Here is a 21,042-nt window from a genome sequence, read left to right as displayed (position 1 = left end):
GCTCTATCGCTTTGATTTTCCATCCCTTTGGAATATCTTTAGCTTGACTTTTTTTCACGTTCCCTTCGTTTTAGCACCTTTTCAAAGGTAAAACGGGGGGAACTTTTTTTCTAATTCTGAACAGCCTACCCTTCGGGGTTTCTCTTCATGGAATAAACACCGGTTATTTGCTATAATCATGTCACCCCTTCGGGGTTGAGGCCAGAACCAATCGACCCTACCTGTGAGGGGAGTACAGCCTACGTTAGCTCACTATTCTACCTTTTTCTCGAACAAAAGGTAGAATTTTTGCTTACCGAAAATGTACTCCCCTTCCAGGCAGGGTCGATTGGTTCTGATTTCCAATAGGTCTATTCACCCTGTATTTCTTTATTTTGGGGTGAAAAAATATTGTTGTGTTCCGCGAAACACCGTAGAGACGTTGCATGCAACGTCTCTACCACGCCAGATTCTATTTCCAAACCTAGAACCAATCGACCCTGCCTTCCAGGGGTCGGGGGTTGGTAGACCTCAGCACAATGCTGCGCTGAATGAACCTTTTTCCTAAAGTCAGTAAAATTGGGCTAAAGCCCAAAATCTAGAGTCTACCATTTATCCACCAGCTGAAGCTGGAGGCAATTCATGTCCTCCGAGCAAAATGTTCAGGTGTATCCCTACCTTCCCCAAACCATCCTCCGCTCCTTCCCCACCCCGGGAACAGTCACCACAAACAAGGCACCTTCCAAATCACAAAAGCCCCGTTTCTTTTTATCTAATTGCAGGATCAAACGGCCTTTTTTATCCACTTTCCACATTCCGTTGCTCAAGCCGTTAATCGAATTGGAGGACTTCCATTGCCCTGCTGCATCCAGCACCAGCGTAGTTTTGGCTGGCAAACTTTGATGGGTACCCATACCGCTCATTTCATCACTTTGTAGGGTCCAGGTGATGTTGGTAATTTTTTGGGACAGGGACTGTTGGGCAAAAATGGAAAGGCTGAAAGAAAAGAAAAGAAGAATAAGGGTGGCGTTTTTCATGGTCGTTGGTGTTTTAAAGCTATTTTAAAGTGCTTCTTTTATAGATGCAACTTTTTGCATTTACCCCTATTCAGCGCCAATCCCCAAGTATCTCTTTTCCCATTCCCTCAGCTGAAATTGCTAAAGCTATTTTTGGGTGAGCGATTCAAATAAAAACTCCCCTTTATCATTGATCAAAATCTCATTAGGATAAGGCTCCAGCCGCACCCGCGCTTTGCCGTTTTGAAATGGCCCGGCTCCATCAAAACGACAAGGAATTCTGGTGATTACCTCAAATTCTCCTTTTTTATTTTTTACACACTCCACCCAGCCCCATTTGCCGTTTTGTTGCACCCTGATCCAGCCTTTTTCTTCTCCGATAAAGCCGATGGCTTCATAATCGCAGGGGAGGAGAATGTTTTTGCGTGGGGCGTATAGACCGTAACGACCGTTTTGTTCCAAGAGGAAGCGGTGGAGTCCTGAGGGGTAGATCTTGGTGTATTGGCAGGGGAGGGTTTGATGGGTTTGAAGGTCAAAGAGGCCATATTTGTTGCCTTGGCGGAGTTTGATGAAGTCGTTTATGAAATCGGAATATTCATCATAGATTGGTTTTAGGATGATGGCACCAGAGGAGTCAATGAGTCCCCATTTTCCGTCAATTACAGTGTCCTCATCATACCATATTCCACCATTATTGACCCAGGTGAATCCATTGGAGAAGTCTTTGTACAAGTCAAAAGAAGGTTTTAGGAGGATGGTTCCAGCGGAGTCAATGAGTCCCCATTTTCCGCCAGTGAGCTGGCCATAATCATCCAATGTTCCACCTTCCATGACCCAAGCGCGTCCATTGGAAAAGCTTTCAACGGCATCAAAAGAAGGCTTTAGGAGAAGGGTGCCAGCAGGGTCAATGAGTCTCCATTTTCCGCCAGTGAGCTGACCATAATCATCCAATGTTCCTCCTTCATTGACCCAGGCGCGGCCATTGGAGAAATCTTTGTACCCATCAAAAGCAGGTCTTAGGATGAAGGTACCAGCAGCATCAATGAGCCCCCATTTCCCGCCGCCACTGACCCCGCCTTGATCATCCCTTGTTCCTCCTTCATTGACCCAGGCGCGGCCATTGGAGAAGTTTTCGACAGCATCAAAAGAAGGTTTTAGGAGGATGGAGCCCGCGGAATCGATGAGTCCCCATTTTCCACCTTCAAGTACCCAAGCGCGGCCATTGGTGAAATCTATGTACCCATCAAAAGCAGGTTCTAGGATGAATGTGCCAGCGGGATCAATGAGTCCCCATTTTCCACTTTCATTGACCCAGGCACGTCCATTGGTGAAATCTTTGTACCCATCAAAAGAAGGTTCTAGGAGGAATGTGCCAGCGGGATCAATGAGTCCCCATTTTCCACCAGTGACACGGTACACATTATTCCTTGTTCCCCCTATATTGACCCAAGCCCGTCCATTGGTAAAGTTTTCGACGGCATCAAAAAAAGGTTTTAGGAGGATGGAGCCCGCGGAATCAATGAGTCCCCATTTTCCACCAGTGAACTCGCCCTCATCCCATGTTCCTCCTTCATTGACCCAGGCGCGTTCATTGGAGAATTCTTTGTACCCATCAAAAAAAGGTTTTAGGAGGATGGTCCCAACGGAATCAATGAGTCCCCACTTTCCACCTATGGTCATGCCAAAATCACCCCTTGTTCCCCCTATATTGACCCAAGCCCGTCCATTGGTGAAGTTTTCGACGGCATCAAAAAAAGGTTTTAGGAGGATGGTCCCAACGGAATCAATGAGTCCCCACTTTCCACCTGTTGTCATGCCAAAATCACCCCTTGTTCCCCCTATATTGACCCAGGCGCGTCCATTGGTGAAATCTTTGTACACATCAAAAGAAGGTTTTAGGAGGAATGTGCCAGCGGGATCAATGAGTCCCCATTTTCCACCTTCAAGTACCCAAGCGCGGCCATTGGTGAAATCTTTGTACCCATCAAAAGAAGGTTCTAGGAGGAATGTGCCAGCGGGATCAATGAGTCCCCATTTTCCACTTTCATTGACCCAGGCGCGTCCATTGGTGAAGTTTTTGACGGCATCAAAAGAACGTTTTAGGAGGAATGTGCCAGCAGGATCAATGAGTCCCCATTTTTCACCTTCATTGACCCAGGCGCGGCAATTGGTGAAGTTTTCGAAATCATCAAAAAAAGGTTTTAGGAGGATGGTGCCAGTGGAATCAATAAGTCCCCATTTTCCACCTGTGATTTTGCCCTCATCATCCTTTGTTCCCCCTTCATTAACCCAGGCACGCCCATTGGTGAAATCTTTGTACCCATCAAAAGAAGGTTTTAGGAGGATGGTGCCAGTGGAATCAATAAGCCCCCATTTTCCACCTGTGATCTTGCCCTCATTATCTCTTGTTCCCCCTTCATTAACCCAGGCGCGCCCATTGGAGAAGTTTTCGACAGCATCAAAAAAAGGTTTTAGGAGGATGGACCCAGAGGAATCAATGAGTTTCCATTTTCCTCCTATGATCTTGTCCTCATTATCTCTTGTTCCCCCTTCGTTGACCCAGGCGCGACCATTTGTGAAGTTTTCGACGGCATCAAAAAAAGGTTTTAGGAGGATGGTACCAGCGGAGTCAATGAGTCCCCATTTTCCGCCTTTGATCTTGTCCTCATTATCCCTTGTTCCCCCTTTATTGACCCAGGCGCGGCCATTGAAGAAGTTTTTGTACCCATCAAAAGAAGGTTTTAGGAGGATGGTACCAGAGTAACCAATGAGTCCCCACTTTCCCCTTTCATTGACCCAGGCGCGTCCATTGGAGAAGTTTTCGACAGCATCAAAAAAAGGTTCTAGGATGAAGGTACCAGCAGGATCAATAAGTCCCCATTTTCCTCCTATGATCTTGCCCTCATAATCTATTCTTCCCCCTTCATTGACCCAAGCGCGTCCATTGGAGAAGTTTTCGACGGCATCAAAAGCAGGCTTTAGGATGAAGGTGCCAGCAGGATCAATGAGTCCCCATTTTCCACCTTCAAGTACCCAAGCGCGTCCATTGGAGAAATTTTTGACGGCGTCAAAAGAAGGTTTTAGGGTGATGGTGCCAGTGGAATCAATGAGTCCCCATTTTCCACCTTTGAGCTTGCCCAAATTATCCCATGTTCCCCCTTCATTGACCCAGACAAATCCATTGGAGAAGTTTTCGACGGCATCAAAAAAAGGTTCTAGGATGAATGTGCCAGCGGAATCAATGAGTCCCCATTTTCCACTTGCGATCTTGTTAAAATTATCCCATGTTCCACCTTTATTGACCCAGGCGAGTCCATTGGAGAAGTCTTTGACAGCATCAAAAGTAGGTTCTAGGAGGATGGTGCCAGCGGGGTCAATGAGTCCCCATTTTCCACCTGTGATCTTTTCTTCTTCCCATGTTCCACCTTTATTGACCCAGGCAAGTCCATTGGAGAAGTCTTTGACAGCATCAAAAGTTGGTTTTAGGAGGATGGTGCCCGTGGGATCAATGAGCCCCCATTTTCCGCCAGTGACCCAAACATCTTTTAAGAACCAAGCACTCTCCCATGTCCCCCCTTCATTGACCCAAGCGCGTCCATTGGAGAAGTTTTTGTACCCATCAAAAAAAGATTTTAGGAGGATGGTCCCAGAGGAATCAATGAGTCTCCATTTTTCATGCTTTTCCACCCAATACAAGCCATTGGGTGAACGGTTTATGCTACTGTATTCTGGTTTTATTTTGACCTCACCTTTTTTATTCAACAAACCTATCTTTCTATTTTGGTGGATGGTAATAAATCTATCCTCGCTGTTCTCGTTTGCCATTACATACAGCTTACTTCCTTGCTTACTCAACACATCAATACTATCTGCATTGGATGCGAGCACATACTCGCCCTCCGCTTTCATCATAAAATCATACCGCTCCGTTTTTTCCTGTCCATCCGTACCCACCAATACATATTGATTGTTCACTTTCGCCATGGCCACCCCATTTTGAAAGGCTTCCGGGCTTTCGTACACAAACTCACTTTTTCTCTCCCCATTTCGATCAATCACCGCAAAGCGGGCCTTTTCGATGTTGTAGGCCCAGGCCACTTTTTCTAGCCCAAATTGAAAATAACCAACCAATTGATTGGCAATTTTCAGTAGTTGATCTGCATCGAATTTTTTACGCTCGATGGCTTTGACTACTTCCTCCGCCTTTTGATCTACTTCCACCGCTTTTTCCGGACAGTATTCCCGGGCGGTACTGAGTTTGTTCAGGGCATCGACATATTTTTCCTTTTTTAGCGAAACCTCGGCTTCTTGCAGGATGGAAGCGTATTTGGGACAAGGTTGGGTGTAAGCAGATACCACTAGCCCCAGACAGAGGAAAAGTGCAAGTAGTGATTTCATTAGTTTGGGTTTTTGAGTTTTGCTTGATTTTTTTGCTTGGATAGTTCGATTTTCCGAATGCTGTCGTCAGCCATTTCCACCAGATCGAGTCGTTCGCCTTTTGCAAAAACGGCCTTTTTGCGTTGCCATTCCCGCAGGTCAATTTCCTGGCGTTGGATTTTTTCAAGGGTTAAGGCTTCGAGTGTTTTTTCAGTTTCTTCTTGACTTGCTTTGGCTTTCAATTGACCCTGATACGCCCATAACCCCGCCATAATGGCCACTGCAGCCAGCACAAAACCCACTCCACCAAATAAGGTTGCCCGCTTTCGTTGCTGCTCCGCCTGCTCCAACAAACCCTGCTTTTCCTTTAATTCCCGCTCCAAACGCACTTTTTCAGCGGCTTCTTTCTCCCGAATACTGTCCCGACTGCGTTCCATCAATTGTTGCAGCGCCGGAGGCGGGCTCAATACCGGTAAAAAAGGGGCCAGATCCTCCAATTCTTCAACCGTCAGCAGTCGGTTTTTTTCGGTGTACAGCACATACACCTCCGCAGCTCGCCGCCTTGCCTTCGCTGCGGCACTCGCCCGCACAAAAATCTGGGCGGCCAATTTATCGTGTTTCAGTTCGTAGCGCATCATTTAGTCATTGAGGTTCAATAGGCGCATGTCTTCCATTTGTTCCAGGCAGTAGGCCACTACTTCAGGGGTGATGCCGCGATTTTGGGGCAATTGCTCCAGGATGGCGGCAAAGTCGAGGCTGCGTTTGGTCTGCTCATTGGTCACCAGGGTGTACAGGATGTCCAGGGGGATATTGCTGGGGTCGTCCAGGTCGAATTTTTCCTTCAGCTTTTTCTCCAGTTCCAACATTTGTTCGTCCAGAAAAACCGAGAGTACGTTTTTGATTTCGCCCACCTGTTCTACCAGGGCGCGGTCGAAACTCAACTTTTGTGCGGGAGCAGCAGCAGGGGCTTGCGCTTCAGCAGCCTTGCGGTACAGGCGATCCAGGTACACCTGCAAGTCGGCCAGGTCGACGCCTTCGCGGGGGTCTTTGATCTGCTGGATGATCAGGGGCACTGTTTCGCGGGGTTCGTGCAGTTCGATGTTGGCCGAGCGGATCAGGCCGGGGATGACCGTGCGCCAGAGCAGGTGTTCGCGCATGCGCTCGATGCGCAGGCGGTTGTCGAACAGGGTGGGTACAATTCGCTCAAAGGTATTGAGGTGGCCCAGCCATTCCTCGCGCATGATGATCAGCACTTTGGCGTGTTGTTCCGATTGTAGCAGGTCGCGGATGTCCTGATAAAATTGCAACTGCTCGGCTTCTTCTCCTTCAATGAACAATTCTTCGAACTGGTCAAAGATCAGGTAGATGGTGCGGAAATGTTGGAGGTAAAGCAGATGCAATTGTTCTTCCAAGGCCAGGGTAGCCAAATTCTGCGGGCGAGTTGCTTCCGGTAGCGCCGTGGCAATGGCCTGGCGCAGTGCCTGGTTGATGTCCTGATTGCGGCGTACAAAGAGCGGCAGCCAGTCGGTGGGGTAAAACTTGTTTTCCAGGCCGCATTGCACCAGACTGGTTTTGCCCGTTCCAGAGGCACCGTACAGCAAGGTGAGTCGGCCCGCAAAAACGGCATTGTACAACTGGGCCACTTCCCGCTTGCGACCAAAGTAGCTGGCATCGTCACCTTTGTTGTAGGCGTCCAGGAGTTTGAAGGGTGAAGTGCTGCTCATGACTGGGGATTGTGGTAGGGACTGAAATCGGAATGGAAACGGGCGAGTTGTTCTTCCAGAATCGTGAACACCGGGGTTTTGCCCCCCTGGGCGCGGCCGGAAGTGCCAAAACTCCCGTCGTCCAACCAGTCTTCCTCTGCTTTGAGACTGGAATCGTTGGTGCCTTCCAGGAAATCTTCTTTGCACAAGCTGGTATGGATCAGGTCAAAACCCTTGCCCCCGGCAATGGCCGTATAAAAATCGTGGATCACGGAGTAGTAATGGTATTTTTCACCCTCCACAAACGCAAAGAGGAATAGGTTGGGCAGGGGTTCGCCCAAATAGGTATTGGCATCGATCAGAAACGGCGTCAAAGGCAGCGCAAATTGCAGGTCGCGCTCGTTGGCGGTCAGCACAATCGATTTGCTGTTGGTGTAATTGGTTTTGCGGCGGTAGTTCGCATCCTGGTAGATGCCCAAACTCGAAGCGGTCAGGGTATTGAGTTTGCCCATTTCCAGGTCGTACTCCAGGGGTTTGGTCAGGGTGAAATCCAAAAAGATGTTGCGCACGGTCAAAAAATGGTAAGCCGCCAGAAAGGACATCTCACCGAGGACGATGGCCAGGGTTTGTTCGGCGAGTTTGCAGGCGGCGTTCAGGTCCCCCAGGTCCCTGGCGGCATGTTTTTGCCTTAATTGCTCCAGTGCTTGCTGGGCCTTGTACAGCCGATGCCCCGGATCGGCCAGGTGTTGGCAAAAATCGGCCAGTTCGGGGGCAAAAAAAGTACGGTTATCGGGCAGTTCTGGGCGGCACATCCAGTGGTAGACTTCCAGCAAGCGCGCCAGGAAATTGGTTTGTTTCAATTCCTCGGCACTGCGGGGCAACTGGGCAAAGCCGGGTGGGGCATCAATTGGCCAGTGCTTCCGGCTTTTTTGTTCCCAACAATCGGCCAGTTGGATGTAAAAAAGCAACTGGGAGCTGAGGACGTAGGTGCTCAACAGCTGTTCCAACCGCTCCAGATTAGCGGGTAGTTTTTGGCGCAGCAAACCAATTTGCGAGCCAATCACCCAGGGGAAGTTCTGGATCACGGCATCGAGGTAGCTGCTGGGGTCTACGGGTTGGGGTTTGCCGTCCACGTAGCGGATGAGGTAATTGGCAGTAATGTCTTTGTTGACCGCGCACATGCGGTCGAGTACCTGCACAATGTACTGGTTGGTGCTCACCCGCTGGCTGATGTCCTGCTTGAGCTGATCCGACAGGCCCGAGTCGCGGTAGTAGGGAAGCCGCCAGTGCAGGGCTTCGGGTGTGGTGCCAGCTGTGGTGTACAAACCCCAGGGCAGTTCCTCGGAGCGCTCCTCCTCCTGGCGCAGGGCAAGTCCGCGCAGCGCGAGTTCAGGGGGCTGTTTGAAGCGCAGTTCCAACTCAGCCCGCGCAAAATTAAAGGCTTCTAGGATGGTTCGTTTGTTGACCAGGGCGCGGTAAAAAGCGATGGAAAAGCAGCTGGCTTGTTCGTCGGCCACCGGCCTGGAGGTGGCGATCACCAAGGGAATCCCAAGGGACAGGGCTTGCGCTACCTGGCCACGGGTGGCGCAACCGTTGAGGATGAGGAGTTTGAGCTGGGGTTCTTGCCCCAACAAATTTGCCAGCCCTTTGGCAAATGCCGCCCCGTCGGCCAGGGCTACTTCCTGCCCACTGGCATGCCCACTAAAATGTACAATACTCAATTGCCCCTGGTAGTGGTTCAGGGTTTGGATGAACTGCTCTCTGGTGCTGGCGCCATGGGCCACCAGCTTGATGTACTCCCGGGCATCGAGGGGGCGGAGGAGGTCGCGCAAACTTTCAAACTCTGCTTGCAGAGCTGGCAGGGAGTTTTGTTGTTCGTCGGCAAAGGCTAGAAAGATGATGTTGGGCATAGTGGGGGCTTTAGGTCAATGTCATTGACTTAAGACAAAAAGGTGCATTCAGCGCAGCATTGTGCATTTGTCCCAGAACCCCCGACCCCTAAAGGGGAGTACATTTTACGTATGCCTAAGATCTTTACTTTCAGTTGAAAGGAATAAATTTCCAAGCTTACGTAGGCTGTGCTCCCCTGTAGGGGTCGGGGGTCCTGGGACAAATGCACGCTACCAAATTCAACGCAAAATTCCTTAAGTCAATGACATTGGGCTTTAGGTACGTCTAAAAATAAGCAAAAACTTCTTTATCAGGGCAATATTCAGGGGGATTTTTGCACCGCGCAGCATTTAGACCCTGTCCTGGTTCAAGTCGCTGCGGTAGCTCACTTCTAAAATCGTAAGTCATGTATTCGGAACTCGGAACTCAAAAAAGCCCTAAGCCAAAATGACATTGTATCAATTTCTTGATAATCAACTCAGCTCAAGTCTATTACATTTCAAATTCGAAGGTCTCTTTCGTCCATCTGCTACCTGCCGCCATACACCCTCTGGTCTTCACCAGCTACGAGCGTATACCCATTGATCATCGAAGGATGGCTGATTATCGATTTTTTGATGACCTGAGCAGAAGGGGTTTGTGGTTTATTGGGGGTTTGGATGTTTTTTGCTGGGGTACTTGAAGCAGGCTTCGCTTTTTGCCTAAAAGCACTGCTTGGGTAAGCCCCTTTTCCTCCGTAATAATTGTTCGTGGTAGGTACATTTTTTCCTAGAGGAATGTATTGAGCCTTTGCTGCGCTGCCCAAAATCACCAGGGTAAGGGTCAAAAGAAGGTGTATGGTTTTCATGTTGCGTCGATTTAGAAGGATGGTGCTGAAGCGGGCTAATTAACACCGCTTGACCATACAAAATTGCCGCAAAATGACAGGGGGCGATGTACTTGGAAAGGAGGGTTTTTGACTACTTGAAATTGAGTATGAGGGTGCTAAACAGGTACAAAAAACTTTAAAAAATCGTAACTATTTAGCAGCCGCCTGCGGCTGGATTTTTCACCACGAAGACTCTAATACACAAAGAAACAACATTTTAGCGCTTAATGTCTTTGTGACTTAGTGTCTTCGTGGTATAAAATAAAAAACCGCCGCAGGCGGCTGCTAAATAGTTACAAACCAAAAATATTTAGACAAGCTCTAACTCCTCATTGTTGTACCCTTCCTTTTTCTTCGGTTTGCACCCGTGCACGGGAGGGATTGATTTTATCACTGCCAAAGTTGTGGCGGTAACTGAGTTTGAAGGTCGTCTGACTAAAGTCGACCCGGGCAGTTAAATTGATATTTTCGGTTTCCAGCTTGCGACTAACTACTCCGGCTACAGAGTTGAAAATGTCGCTGACTGAGAAATTTAATACATCCCCTTTTTTCCCAAATTTGTATTGCATGCCTGCCAAAACCCCATAATTGGCTTTCATGGTAAGCGTGCCAAACAAGAGGCTTTTGGAACGGAACCAGGCATTGACCTCAGTCGAAAGGCGCTCGTTGATTTTAATCTGTTGGTTGGTAGTGAAGCCGTAATTGGTTTGGGCGATCTGGTACAACTGTCCATTGTACCAGGTATTGGATTGCTGCCAGTTGCCGTATACATTGAATTGTATATTCCATTTGTCGCTTACTTTCAGTGGAAAGTTCAGGGAAACATTGGCAGTTTTTTGGTTGCGCATGTTTTCTGAGACAATGACGTTGCGGTTGCGTTCCACATCAATGCGGCTCTGGAAACGTGCCATCGAACTGTCTTCATGGGTGTATTGCAGCAGCAAAAAAATGCTCTTGTGCCGATATCCCACGCTGATGTTGTTGGCCAGGGCAGGTTGTAAGGCCGCATTGCCGGAGAAAAAATTATTGGGGTCGTTGAAGATGACAAAGGGAGCCATTTCAGTAAAGGTCGGGCGGGTAATGCGGCGACTGAAGGCCAGATTGACTCCGTCTTTGTCCGTCAATTTATGGTTGATGAAAAAGCTGGGAAACCAGCGGCCATACCGCCGGTCCACAATATTGGCCTGTTCTTCGGAACCCAGATTGGAGTCGGTGAATTCGTACCGCAAGCCCAGTTTTAAACTGGTTTTGTCACTGGCTTGAATGTCCCAGGAACTGTACGCAGCGGCGATGGATTCCACCAAATCGAACTTGGCCGTCAAATCTGGATCGCCAGTCCATTGGGCATTTTTGAGGTAGTCAACCCCTACATCATTGGTGAAAGTGGAATGAACGGCTTTGATTCCTGCTTCCATGCGGATGTTTTTGCTCCATTTCCGGGTGTAGTCCATTTTCCCTACCAGGATGTTGATGGGGGTGTTTTTCCTGCTTTGGATTTCAGTTGCAAACAGCCCATTCCCCTGCCCATCAGCGTAGTTGTTGACGTAGGAACTCGGATTTTGATCGAGATAATGCAAATAATCCAGGTCGACATTGATCGACTCATCGGCATTCAACTGGTGCTGTACGTTGAAGTTACCCGCCAGGTGGCTCAGGATATGGGTTTCCCGCATGTCGATGCGGATCAGGGTGTCAATTGACCCATTGATCCCCAGTTGCGAGGTATTGAGGGCCTTGATGCGTTGATCGTTGTTGTACCCCGAAAACAATACGCCGATCAGGGTCTTTTTGGTCAATTGGTAGTCGGCACCCAGGCGAGCAAACTGGTTGTTGGCAACTGGGTCACGACGGCTATAAATTTCAGTCGTGGCAATTTGCCCCAGGTAGGGATTGGAGCGAAAAAAATTGGAATGTTGATCCTGGGCAGCGTGGGTCCAGGAGTAATCGCCGAACAGGTTTAGTTTATTGTGGCGGAGATTAAAATTGGTGGCTGTCGAACCAACTGTACCGCGGCCATATCCTCCAGACAGGGTGAAAGCCCCGTTGAATCCATTGTTCAGCCTGGATTTCAGTACAATGTTGATGTAGCCGGCATTGCCTCCGGCATCCAGGTTGGCGGATGGCGCGGTGATGACTTCAATCCTTACAATGTTATCCGCGCTCATTCCCTCCAACATTTCTACGAGGGCAGCTGCGGGGACGTACTTGATTTTTCCATTGATCATCAATTGTACGCCGGATTTCCCCACGATCGAGATGGCCTTGTTTTGCCGGTCAATCCTCACGCCAGGCATCCGCGTCAGGGCATCCAGGGCGGAACCACCAATGGCCACCGGGCTATTGTCCAAATTCATGATGAAGCGATCAATCAGTTGTTCAAACAAGGGCTTTTTTCCCGTTATCGTAGCGCCACCCAATTGATTGATGCTGTCTTTTAATACAATTATGCCTAAGTCTTTATGGCCGGATGTAAGGTCAATTGGCTCTGAAGTGTAAATGGAGTACCCAGTAAAACTGGCTTTTAGCAGGTACTTACCCGCCGCGAGGTTGGGTATTGAAAATTTCCCTTCGATTTCGCTTGCGCCCCCCCCAGCGTAGGTACGATCTGCAAAGTGTAGCAACTGGATGCTTGCGCCCGGTAGTTTTTCCCCTTTTGTATCGATGATTTGACCGGCTAAGGTGTTTTGTGCGCCTAAGGTTTGGGCAAAGCACAGGCAGACCAGCATAAGGCCAGTGAATGAGGTTTTCATATTATTGGTGTTTGAAGGATGGTGATGAAAATCAGCAGGTTTTTTTAGTACTGCTTGACAAGACAAAATTGCGGGGAAATGAGAGTGGGTGATGTACTTGGAATGGAGGGTTTTTGAATACTTAGAATTGAGTAGGAAGGCTACCATCAGGTGCCCAATCTGGCATCCAGCACAAGATTGGGCATGAGTTCCCCTATCCCTTTTCTGGAAGAGTTGCGATTAGGATACAAAATTTTTAGGTTTGATTTTAAACGGATTACGTCGATTTTCAAGCCCCGACGCAAAGGGCAAGGTAATGGACTTAAGGATTTTTGCGTTGAATTGACTTAGGAATAGTAAGATAAACCTAGACAACCTTAGTCTGATAAGCTTCTAATGTTTGAGCAGCGACAGCCTCACTTAGTCCCTCCGACTGTAGATGAGCTGAAAGGACTTCGATTACTCGCTCCAGGCTGGTACCCGATAATAAGGCGATTTTCTCTAGGGGAAACTCCTGGAGTAGCCAAAGATTTCGGATGAATTCACGCTCCTTGAGCTCAATGCCTTGTAGAAAAAGGCCATCCGTTTCAATATCGTAATGAATAGTCATGGCTTCCACTTGAGATTTGACAATGATTTCCATTTTTCTTAAACGTGATAAAGTTAACAATTGTTTCTGATATTTTTTGATGCGATTGGGGCTACGACAGATTTTGTGCAGGTGCTGTAAAATCTGCTGGACTACTTGTTCGGGCTGGTCTTTACCAAAGTCGCATAAAATGGCCAGCACCACTTCCTCGGGTACCTTGGAGCGGGTGAACAACTCCTTGGGAATCTGCTTTAGCACAAGGACTTCAAAGCTCAATTCCAGACCTTGGGTAAACAAATGATTCTGGATGATGTGGCGAGGGTCGCTCTTGCCACCGTAGATGACGATTTGCCTCAACGGTAGCCCGGTGATGGAGTGGAACAAGGCATGGTGGAGCAGGTTGCGCTTGCGCAGGTCTTCATCCGCAATGTGGAACTCAATTTGTAATCCATAATCCAGTGCTGGATCATCGTGCACCACCCTCCGAATGTTATCCATCTCAGCTTCCTGCGTGACCTGCAACTTGGCATCGATAGGCAGTAGCTTGGGTGGATTCAGTCCCAATACCTTTTTCAAGAGTGGTAGTAGCAGTGCTTCAATGTTTTCTTTGAAAATTCGATCGTAATTGTTGGCCATAGAGGAGATTAAAGCACTGAACAACGTGGAAAAATTAGCTATCGGGAGTAAAGATAGGGCAGCGGATCAGGTCGGGCAAGGCACTTTTCGCGGGTTGTGACCAGGGCAAATTAGCGGGATTGGATATTGTGGGTGGGTGCTCAGCAGGTACAAAACTTTTAAGAAAACACATAAAAAGTCCGACCAGAGCGCACTCCAGACGGACCCATACTTAGGTTAACCAATCTTAATTCTCTATGGCACTTAGGCAAACTATTTATCTCGTTTTAAGCACTTTGCTATAATTTGATCCACTTCTTGTGGGGTGATTGGCTTGGGTTCGGCACCCATCAATCCATCTCCGAATTCACTGCTTGCAAAGCCATAGCTGTCCAGGAGATACAATGCATGGCCTAGCTCATGAGAAAGGGTGCCCTCGGGGGCTTTGGCAGAAACCTGGTAAATGATATTGCCTTGTGCTTTTCCCATCTCCCCGTTGGCGGACACCGTTGTCAATATCGCGGCATAAACCATTACTTTATTTCCATTTTGAGTGGTCAGTGCCGAAGGCAAAGCATATTTTCGACTCAATATCCTCGAGGTTTGAATGCAGGCAGTGTTTTCAACATTTTCCTCAATGATGTTGAATTTGAAAAGTACAGACTCACCCAAGCTGTTTTTTGCTCCATTTATCGAGTACCCATTGAAGAATTTTTCAAACTCCTTGACACTATTCAGTCTGGACTGATTCGCTTGTTCAATTTTTTTGTTTTCTCGGCTTAACTTTTCAATCATCTTTTCATCTGCATCCGCAGGAATGGCCTTGAGCTTTTGGTTGAGTACCACTACATTTTTTTCAATCACATGTCGGACGCTGCCGTCATTCAGGGTTTCCTGGTAATAAAGGCCATTGTCTGGGCAAGACATCACTGGAATGATTGTACTCCATCCCAACCATAGGAGACTCAAATACAAAGGGAAAACTGCTGGCTTTTTCATGGCATGTTCAATTTTGGTGATTGCCAGCATGCACCATTGCTACAGGATCTTTTGGAGATCAGCAGGTTTCATTGGTGCTGCTTGACAAGACAAAATTGCCGTGAACCAGGCAGGCGCGATGTACTTGGTATTGAGGGTTTTAGGGTACTTTAAATTGAGTAGACAATATTTAAAACAATTTATACACTCATCAAAGACAAATATTCACTACTTATACCCCACCCCACGTGGGATATAACCTAACTGAATTAGTAAATTCGAATAATCACGTTTTTATTGGATTTTAAGAGAATAATCAACCGCTCTAGACTGGCTTGTATACAATGCCCGATTCTTTCACTTCTCCTATTGCTCCAGCAATTTTAAATAATCTGCCAATTGCTCCTTGATTTTAACGACCGTTAGCTTGTCCACCGCGCTTTTGGTCTCATCCAGTACTGAAATGCCCCGACTCACAAATTCTCTGTTCAGTTTTCCCCTACTAAAATAATACTGAACGCAGCCCAACAGCGCATCAGGATCCTGAGTAATAGCACAATCTTTTTCAGACCAGGATCCTTCCTCTAAAAGTTTAGCAATGTTTAATGCTTCTTTTTGTTCTTGCAAACGTTTCACCAGGTTAAAGGCTAGATAGAGTTGATTGCCAGTTCCAATGAGAATAGTATCACCAGTCTTGGAAAAATCTATTGTACTGATCTGGCTTTGAAAATCATAATATTCCGCTGCTTGTTCTGCCTCGAAGCCCCCGATATCACAATGCCATAACCTGATAAAATTGTCCCGACTCCCAACGAGTATAAACTTTCCATCAGGGGAAAAAGCGACCGAAGTAATTCCAGAACTTGCTTTAAAAGTCCTGATTTCATTCCCATCCCGGTCCCATAGCCTGGCAGTTGAATCAGTACTTCCAGTAAGTAAAAATTTTCCATCGGGGGAAAAATCTACGGAATCGATACCGGTCGAGTGCCCTTTGAAAGAGCCGATTCGCTGATCCTGGAGATCCCATAAAGTAGCGACTTTATCCTTGCTTCCAATAAATATGGATTTTCCATTTGGGGCAAGCGCACCCGAAGCAATCTCGGAAATTTTACTCATTTCGTTACCTTTGGGGCCCCACAATATTGCAGTACTGTCATCCCCCCCAGTAAGAAAAAATTTTCCGTTGGGAGAAAAAGTGACAGCAAAAATGGAGTTCAGGTGTCCTTTAAAATCTTGAATTTCGTTCGTTTCTAGGTTCCACAATTTGACAGTTTTGTCAGTACCTCCGATCAGTACAAATTTTCCATCAGGAGAAAAAGCGACATCATAGATTTGAGCGGTATCCCGTTTAAAAGTCTTTTTTTCCTCACCCTTTAGATTCCACAATTTTACTGTACCGTCTAAACTTCCGGTCAGAACGCATTGGCCATCAGGAGAGAATGCGACAGAAGATACTTTGTTAGTATGCTTTTTAAAAGATTGAATTTTTTTATCTTTAAAATTCCACAGTTTGGCGATTCCGTCATCGCCTCCTGTAAGAATTAATTTTCCATCTGGGGAGAAAGCTACAGCATGGATGTACATATTCCAGTATTTCCAACTCTTCAGGAAAGTTAGGGTATCTTTACCTTTGAGGTTCCACAGTTTTGCTTTACCGTCCATACTCCCTGTAAGGACAAATTTTCCGTTGGGGGAAAAGGCTACATCATAGATGATTTTGCTGTGTCCTTTAAAAGTGCAAATTGAGTCGCCCTGTAGATTCCACAATTTGGCTGTACCATCCCTACTTCCAGTAAGGACTAATTTTCCGTTGGGGGAAAAGGCTACATCATAGACTTGGTCACGGTGTCCTTTAAAAGTGCAAATTTCCTTGCCCTGTAGATTCCACAATTTGGCTGTACTATCCCTATTCCCGGAAACAAAGAATTGCCCATCCGGTGAGAAAGCAAGGGAGGTAATTTTGGCTGAGTGTCTAATGCGTGCTAAAATTTCGGCACGAAGTGTATCCTCTTTACCAACACTTTGAACAACATCATTATTGGAGGAAGCAACAGTCCTGATGCGGCCAATGTATCCCACTCCGGTATTATTTTTGACAATTAACTCTTTGTTTAACAATTCTGCACGTTTTTGGAGCGCCAGATTATTTCCATTTTTTGAAATATTACAAGCTTCATTAGCCCAATGGAGTGCTACATAAAATTTTCCCGCTTTCTCTGCTTCATGCGCTTTCACCAACATTGATGACGCCTTTTCATCATTTTCAATCGCATCCAACACCAGTTTGATCTTTGCGTTGAGTTGGTTCAATTCTTTTTGTCCTTCTTCACATCCTTTTAGTGCGGTAAACTGATTGTAGGCAGAGCGAAAATGCCCCTGCAAATAGGCTTTGCGTGCACTAGCCAGGTTCTTATTGTACTCCTCTAGTCCACAGGGTATTTGACCCATTGCCACACAGGGGTAATAAAATATCAATACAAAAAGGAATGCTTTCATTTGGAAGTGTTTGAGGGTTTACAATTATTGACCTGATCACGTAAATCTTGGATTTGTGCTTGTATATCGGGGTATTGGAGGAGCTTTTTAGACAATGACTCCAGAACACCTAGCGTTTTTTGGGCTCCCTGGCAATCACCCACATTGAGAAAGTTCTGTAAATATTCAGCATTAACCTTAAACTTAAGTTGGGCATCAGCATTTTCAAATAAATTTATTTTATTGATTTCTACTTTCAATTGACTTAGCCTGGTCGTAGCTAAAGACCTTAATGAATCGGATTCAGCTTTTTGGCCAGTCATTGATTTAGTCAAAATTAATGTCTTTACCTCTAAACTTGCCACCTGTTCTTGGGCAACTCGATCTGCTTTAGCTCTTAAAGAATCCGATTCGGCCTTTTTAATGGAAGAGGTTTTTAACTTAATAATCAACTCTTCATTCTCCGCTCTTTCTAATTTTAGTTCTTTCATGATTTTGTAGTTCTGCCAGGTGGTCAATAGGGTGATTACAGCCAAGCCAATAGCCAGGTAGGCTCCTAGGGTTGCCCGTCGCCGTTCCTTTTCCGCTACCTTCCGCAAACGAGCCTCTTCTTCTGCCCCTTTAGCAATCTCCTCAATCCGTGCCTGCTCAACAGCTTTTTCATTTTCCTTAGCCTCGCGCTCTTCCCATTTTTCCTGGCTTTTTGTATAAAATGCCCGCAATTGAGGGCTGAGCGGCAACAATGCCAAAAGCTCTTGGGTATCCAACATCAGTTTGCGACTGGGCAGCTCCTCTTCTTGACTCAGTTCGAATTCTCTTTTCGCATTTTGTAAGCGAATGAGCAAGTCGCTTATTTTGCGCTGTTCGTCGCTGCGTTCCCGGAAAATCAGGGCAGCCAGAGAATCGTGGGCAATTTCCAACGCATCGTCGCGCTCGCGCAGCAAGCGGGATTCGTACAAATGATTCAAGGCATAAATTAGGGCATCTGGGTTTAGCTTGATCAAAACTTGATCAATGCCTTCAACCAAATGCAGTCCTTGTTCATCGCGACGGTAAAGCCTAGGCTTTTTGGTGCCTTGTTCTGACACAAACAAATCGAGCACCTGGCGCACAGCGTGATCGGGAATGCTGTCTCCAAACTCCTTCCGCAGTTCTGCTTGCAGGCTGCGTTCCTGTTCGGCCAAAAAACGTGCCAATACACTTTCGATGTTGCCAAAGTTATCGATCTCTTTCTGGGTAAATTCCAGGGGCGGATACACGGGTGGATCAGCAGCCATCCCTGCCAACAACAGGGGCTGTTCGGCAACAGGATAAGTACGACTAAAATCTTCCCGCCAAAACATGTCGAGGTACACCTGCAGGTGGGGCAACTGAACACCCGACTTGCCCACGCTGATGTTGTTGTACATGTGCTCAATGTTCCGTTTTGGATCGGGCACTCGCACCTGGAAATGCTCCAACGAGCCACTAATCACTTCCTGGACTTTTTTGAGGCCCATGGGTTCCACCCGCAAACGAAAATCGAAAATGCCGGGGATTTCTTTTTCCAACAAGTACAATTGCCCAATGAATTCCTCGCGCATCATCAGGATGATTTTGCAAGGCAATTCGGCATCGAGCAGGGCACGGATGGAGCGGGCAAAGGCCAGTTGTTCCTCTTTTTTGCCCAGGATGAACAATTCTTCAAACTGGTCAAAAATCAGGTACACCGGGCGCAAATAATTCCGAAACAGCAGGCTCACCTGCTCGGGTAGGGTTTCGGGCAGGGTTTTTCCCGCCGGCAGGGCATTGCCTAGCGCCAGCCGAATCGATTCATTCAGGTCTTCGCCCCGGCGAATGAAGAAGGGGTACCAATTGGGTGCTGAAAACCGACTGGCCAAACCGCAGCGGATCAGACTGGTTTTGCCCGTGCCCGACAGGCCGTACAACAAAAGCAGGGGCGTTTTGAACACCAGGTTGTACAGGGCTTCAATTTCTTCCTCGCGGCCAAAAAATACCGCACGGTCTTTCAGCTCGTAGGCATCCAGGAACTTGAACGGACTCTTCATAGCTGAAGTTTTTGCATGGGTGTTTGAAACAGGAGTTGGGCAAAAGCGTCCAATTGGGCTTTGACGATGAGGTATTCCTTTTGCTCGCTGATCACCAGGGGCAGATCATCGGGCTGGTAAATGTGCCGAAAGGCGTAGGCGTTCTGGAAGGGGACATAGCGCCCAAAAAAATGCAATTTAGCCAGGGTATGTACTTCGCTGTCAAAAGCATTTTGATCGATGATGAAAGGGGTGAGGTTCAAAAACTGTTGTGGACCCTCCTTGCTGGCTTTGAGCAGGAGCACCGAGGCACTATCGAGCAAGCCCTGGGTGACGCTCTTTTTTTCGGATAGACCCACAAATTTTTGCTCCAGGGTGATCATGCTGTGCCGGTAGCGGGGATTGGGCTGGTGCCGGTACTTGAGTACGTCAATGTTTTTGACCGAAGCAAAGGTGTAACGCGCCAGGAAGCCTAGTTGGGCGAAAACCCTGGCGAGGTGTTCTTCAGCATCGATGCAGAGCAGCTCTGCTTCGTTTTGACCCAATGATGCCAACAACGGGCTCAGTTCGTTGAAAAAAGTGTTGGCAGCTATGAATTCGGTATCTTCCTGGGCCAGGTGCCGGAGTTTTTGCAGCTCTTCTACAAAATAAGGGAGTCCCTGAGCATCCAGGTACTCGCGAATGGCGCGAATGATGGCCAGGTGATCGATGCGGCTGCGGTCTTCGTCTTCGGCCAGCAAAAACCGGCGGATGAGTTGGCGGGTGGCTTCGGGAACAGAGGCATCTTCTTTTTCCTGCAATACATTCCACAGTTCGGCCAGCATGATGAAGGTCATCAGCTCCAACAGCGTGAAGTACAAGGCGAGAATTTGCCGAAGGCGACCAGGGCCGGGTTGGTCAAAAAATTGATCCTGGTCTTTGGCATCGTTGGTGCTTGGCACCAGCAAAAAACGCACCAACTCACTAATAGGGTGAGGCAAGGCTTCCAAAACCGCCCTTTTTTTGTCGACGATGTCCACCTCCGAGCCCTCGGCTTCGTCCTTTAGCAGGGTTTGAATGGGTTCCCGAAAAGGGGCCAGGGCCTTCATCAGGGCAGCCATCAGGCGGGCATTGGGCTCAAACCGTTTGAGTTGCGGGGCATTGACGCTGTTGGAGAAACGCCATTTGGCCGCATCCTCCCGCTGGGGCAAGCAGTACAAGCCCCAGCAGTCGCTTTGCTGCGCTGAGGGGTCATTGCGCAGCGCCAGGCCGCGGGAGATGTTCAATTGGTCGTCCATGCTCAATACACGCCCCCGAGCTGACTTGAATGCGCCTTCCACGGTATCCAGCATAGACAGGGAGCGGTAAAACTGGATGGCGAAGGCGGAAGCCTTGAGATCTTCTACCGGGCGCTGAGTGGCGATCACCAGCGGGATGTTCAAACCCAATAAAGCATCCACCTGGGGGAAGGTGGCGCAGCCATTGAGTACCACCAGTTGCAGGCGTTTGCATTCGCCAAGCAGGTTGGCAATGCCCTTGCTGCGGGCAGTTTCGCCCAAGAGTTCCAGACTATCGGGCCCGGCATGGCCACTGTAATGGAAGTGTACCAGCTCGCGTTTGTACAGATCGAGCTTGTCGGCTACGCTGTCGAGGGTAGCAAAGGAGTCGCGCACAATTTTGAAGAGGCCGCGAGCCGCCAGGGGTTCGAGCAGGCGGTTGATTTCGGTGTCTTCCCGTTTGAGTTCGTCCAGTGGGCGATCGGGGTCATTGGCGAAGGCGAAGTAGAGGACGTCCATATGGGGCAGGATTTTAGATGC

Annotated in this window: 12 protein-coding genes; all 12 read right to left on the bottom strand. The window is 47.9% G+C overall.

All coding sequences use genetic code 11. From position 1 onward, the window contains the following. Nucleotides 1-653: 653 nt before the first annotated feature. The 12 genes from SFV55_RS15510 to SFV55_RS15455 all read right to left on the bottom strand — a co-directional run bounded on the left by SFV55_RS15510 (nt 654) and on the right by SFV55_RS15455 (nt 21,021). A complete protein-coding gene (locus tag SFV55_RS15510) occupies nt 654-1,016 on the bottom strand; it encodes a hypothetical protein (RefSeq protein ID WP_320030434.1) in 363 nt (120 codons plus the stop codon). Nucleotides 1,017-1,142: 126 nt separating this feature from the next. Beyond that, nucleotides 1,143-5,393 (bottom strand): WG repeat-containing protein, encoded by a 4,251-nt coding sequence (locus tag SFV55_RS15505; protein WP_320030433.1) that lies wholly within the window; start codon nt 5,391-5,393, stop codon nt 1,143-1,145. Then, nucleotides 5,393-6,010 (bottom strand): hypothetical protein, encoded by a 618-nt coding sequence (locus SFV55_RS15500; protein WP_320030432.1) that lies wholly within the window; start codon nt 6,008-6,010, stop codon nt 5,393-5,395. Before SFV55_RS15500 ends, SFV55_RS15505 begins: the two co-directional genes overlap by 1 nt. After that, a complete protein-coding gene (locus SFV55_RS15495) occupies nt 6,011-7,096 on the bottom strand; it encodes an ATP-binding protein (protein WP_320030431.1) in 1,086 nt (361 codons plus the stop codon). After that, on the bottom strand, nt 7,093-8,985 hold the full coding sequence (locus tag SFV55_RS15490) for a CHAT domain-containing protein (RefSeq protein ID WP_320030430.1): 1,893 nt from the start codon (nt 8,983-8,985) through the stop codon (nt 7,093-7,095). The genes SFV55_RS15495 and SFV55_RS15490 overlap by 4 nt, the downstream gene beginning before the upstream one ends. 509 nt (nt 8,986-9,494) lie before the next feature. Then, nucleotides 9,495-9,812: a hypothetical protein gene (locus SFV55_RS15485; RefSeq protein WP_320030429.1), complete on the bottom strand. Its 318-nt coding sequence runs from the start codon at nt 9,810-9,812 to the stop codon at nt 9,495-9,497. Nucleotides 9,813-10,162: 350 nt separating this feature from the next. Further along, nucleotides 10,163-12,583 (bottom strand): TonB-dependent receptor, encoded by a 2,421-nt coding sequence (locus tag SFV55_RS15480; protein ID WP_320030428.1) that lies wholly within the window; start codon nt 12,581-12,583, stop codon nt 10,163-10,165. 346 nt (nt 12,584-12,929) lie between these two features. Further along, on the bottom strand, nt 12,930-13,787 hold the full coding sequence (locus tag SFV55_RS15475) for a hypothetical protein (RefSeq protein WP_320030427.1): 858 nt from the start codon (nt 13,785-13,787) through the stop codon (nt 12,930-12,932). 252 nt (nt 13,788-14,039) lie between these two features. After that, nucleotides 14,040-14,765 carry a hypothetical protein gene (locus tag SFV55_RS15470; RefSeq protein ID WP_320030426.1) on the bottom strand — a complete coding sequence of 242 codons (726 nt, stop codon included), beginning with the start codon at nt 14,763-14,765 and terminating at the stop codon, nt 14,040-14,042. Nucleotides 14,766-15,110: 345 nt separating this feature from the next. Then, the gene (locus tag SFV55_RS15465) at nt 15,111-17,240 is read right to left on the bottom strand and encodes a WD40 repeat domain-containing protein (RefSeq protein WP_320030425.1); all 2,130 of its coding nucleotides are present in this window, start codon (nt 17,238-17,240) and stop codon (nt 15,111-15,113) included. Next, nucleotides 17,237-19,267, bottom strand: coding sequence for a hypothetical protein (locus SFV55_RS15460; RefSeq protein ID WP_320030424.1), 2,031 nt, complete (start codon nt 19,265-19,267; stop codon nt 17,237-17,239). Before SFV55_RS15460 ends, SFV55_RS15465 begins: the two co-directional genes overlap by 4 nt. Then, nucleotides 19,264-21,021 carry a CHAT domain-containing protein gene (locus SFV55_RS15455; RefSeq protein ID WP_320030423.1) on the bottom strand — a complete coding sequence of 586 codons (1,758 nt, stop codon included), beginning with the start codon at nt 21,019-21,021 and terminating at the stop codon, nt 19,264-19,266. The genes SFV55_RS15460 and SFV55_RS15455 overlap by 4 nt, the downstream gene beginning before the upstream one ends. Between the last annotated feature and the right edge of the window lie 21 nt (nt 21,022-21,042).

This window comes from Haliscomenobacter sp., assembly GCF_033763495.1.
GTDB lineage: Bacteria > Bacteroidota > Bacteroidia > Chitinophagales > Saprospiraceae > Haliscomenobacter.
Note: the sequence above shows the minus strand (reverse complement) of the source record. Positions and strands in the feature narration are given on the sequence as shown.

Coding starts and splice junctions, on each gene's coding strand:
- SFV55_RS15510 (WP_320030434.1), bottom strand. CDS start 1,016: ATGAAAAACGCCACCCTTATTCTTCTTTTCTTTTCTTTCAGCCTTTCC.
- SFV55_RS15505 (WP_320030433.1), bottom strand. CDS start 5,393: ATGAAATCACTACTTGCACTTTTCCTCTGTCTGGGGCTAGTGGTATCT.
- SFV55_RS15500 (WP_320030432.1), bottom strand. CDS start 6,010: ATGATGCGCTACGAACTGAAACACGATAAATTGGCCGCCCAGATTTTT.
- SFV55_RS15495 (WP_320030431.1), bottom strand. CDS start 7,096: ATGAGCAGCACTTCACCCTTCAAACTCCTGGACGCCTACAACAAAGGT.
- SFV55_RS15490 (WP_320030430.1), bottom strand. CDS start 8,985: ATGCCCAACATCATCTTTCTAGCCTTTGCCGACGAACAACAAAACTCC.
- SFV55_RS15485 (WP_320030429.1), bottom strand. CDS start 9,812: ATGAAAACCATACACCTTCTTTTGACCCTTACCCTGGTGATTTTGGGC.
- SFV55_RS15480 (WP_320030428.1), bottom strand. CDS start 12,583: ATGAAAACCTCATTCACTGGCCTTATGCTGGTCTGCCTGTGCTTTGCC.
- SFV55_RS15475 (WP_320030427.1), bottom strand. CDS start 13,787: ATGGCCAACAATTACGATCGAATTTTCAAAGAAAACATTGAAGCACTG.
- SFV55_RS15470 (WP_320030426.1), bottom strand. CDS start 14,765: ATGAAAAAGCCAGCAGTTTTCCCTTTGTATTTGAGTCTCCTATGGTTG.
- SFV55_RS15465 (WP_320030425.1), bottom strand. CDS start 17,240: ATGAAAGCATTCCTTTTTGTATTGATATTTTATTACCCCTGTGTGGCA.
- SFV55_RS15460 (WP_320030424.1), bottom strand. CDS start 19,267: ATGAAGAGTCCGTTCAAGTTCCTGGATGCCTACGAGCTGAAAGACCGT.
- SFV55_RS15455 (WP_320030423.1), bottom strand. CDS start 21,021: ATGGACGTCCTCTACTTCGCCTTCGCCAATGACCCCGATCGCCCACTG.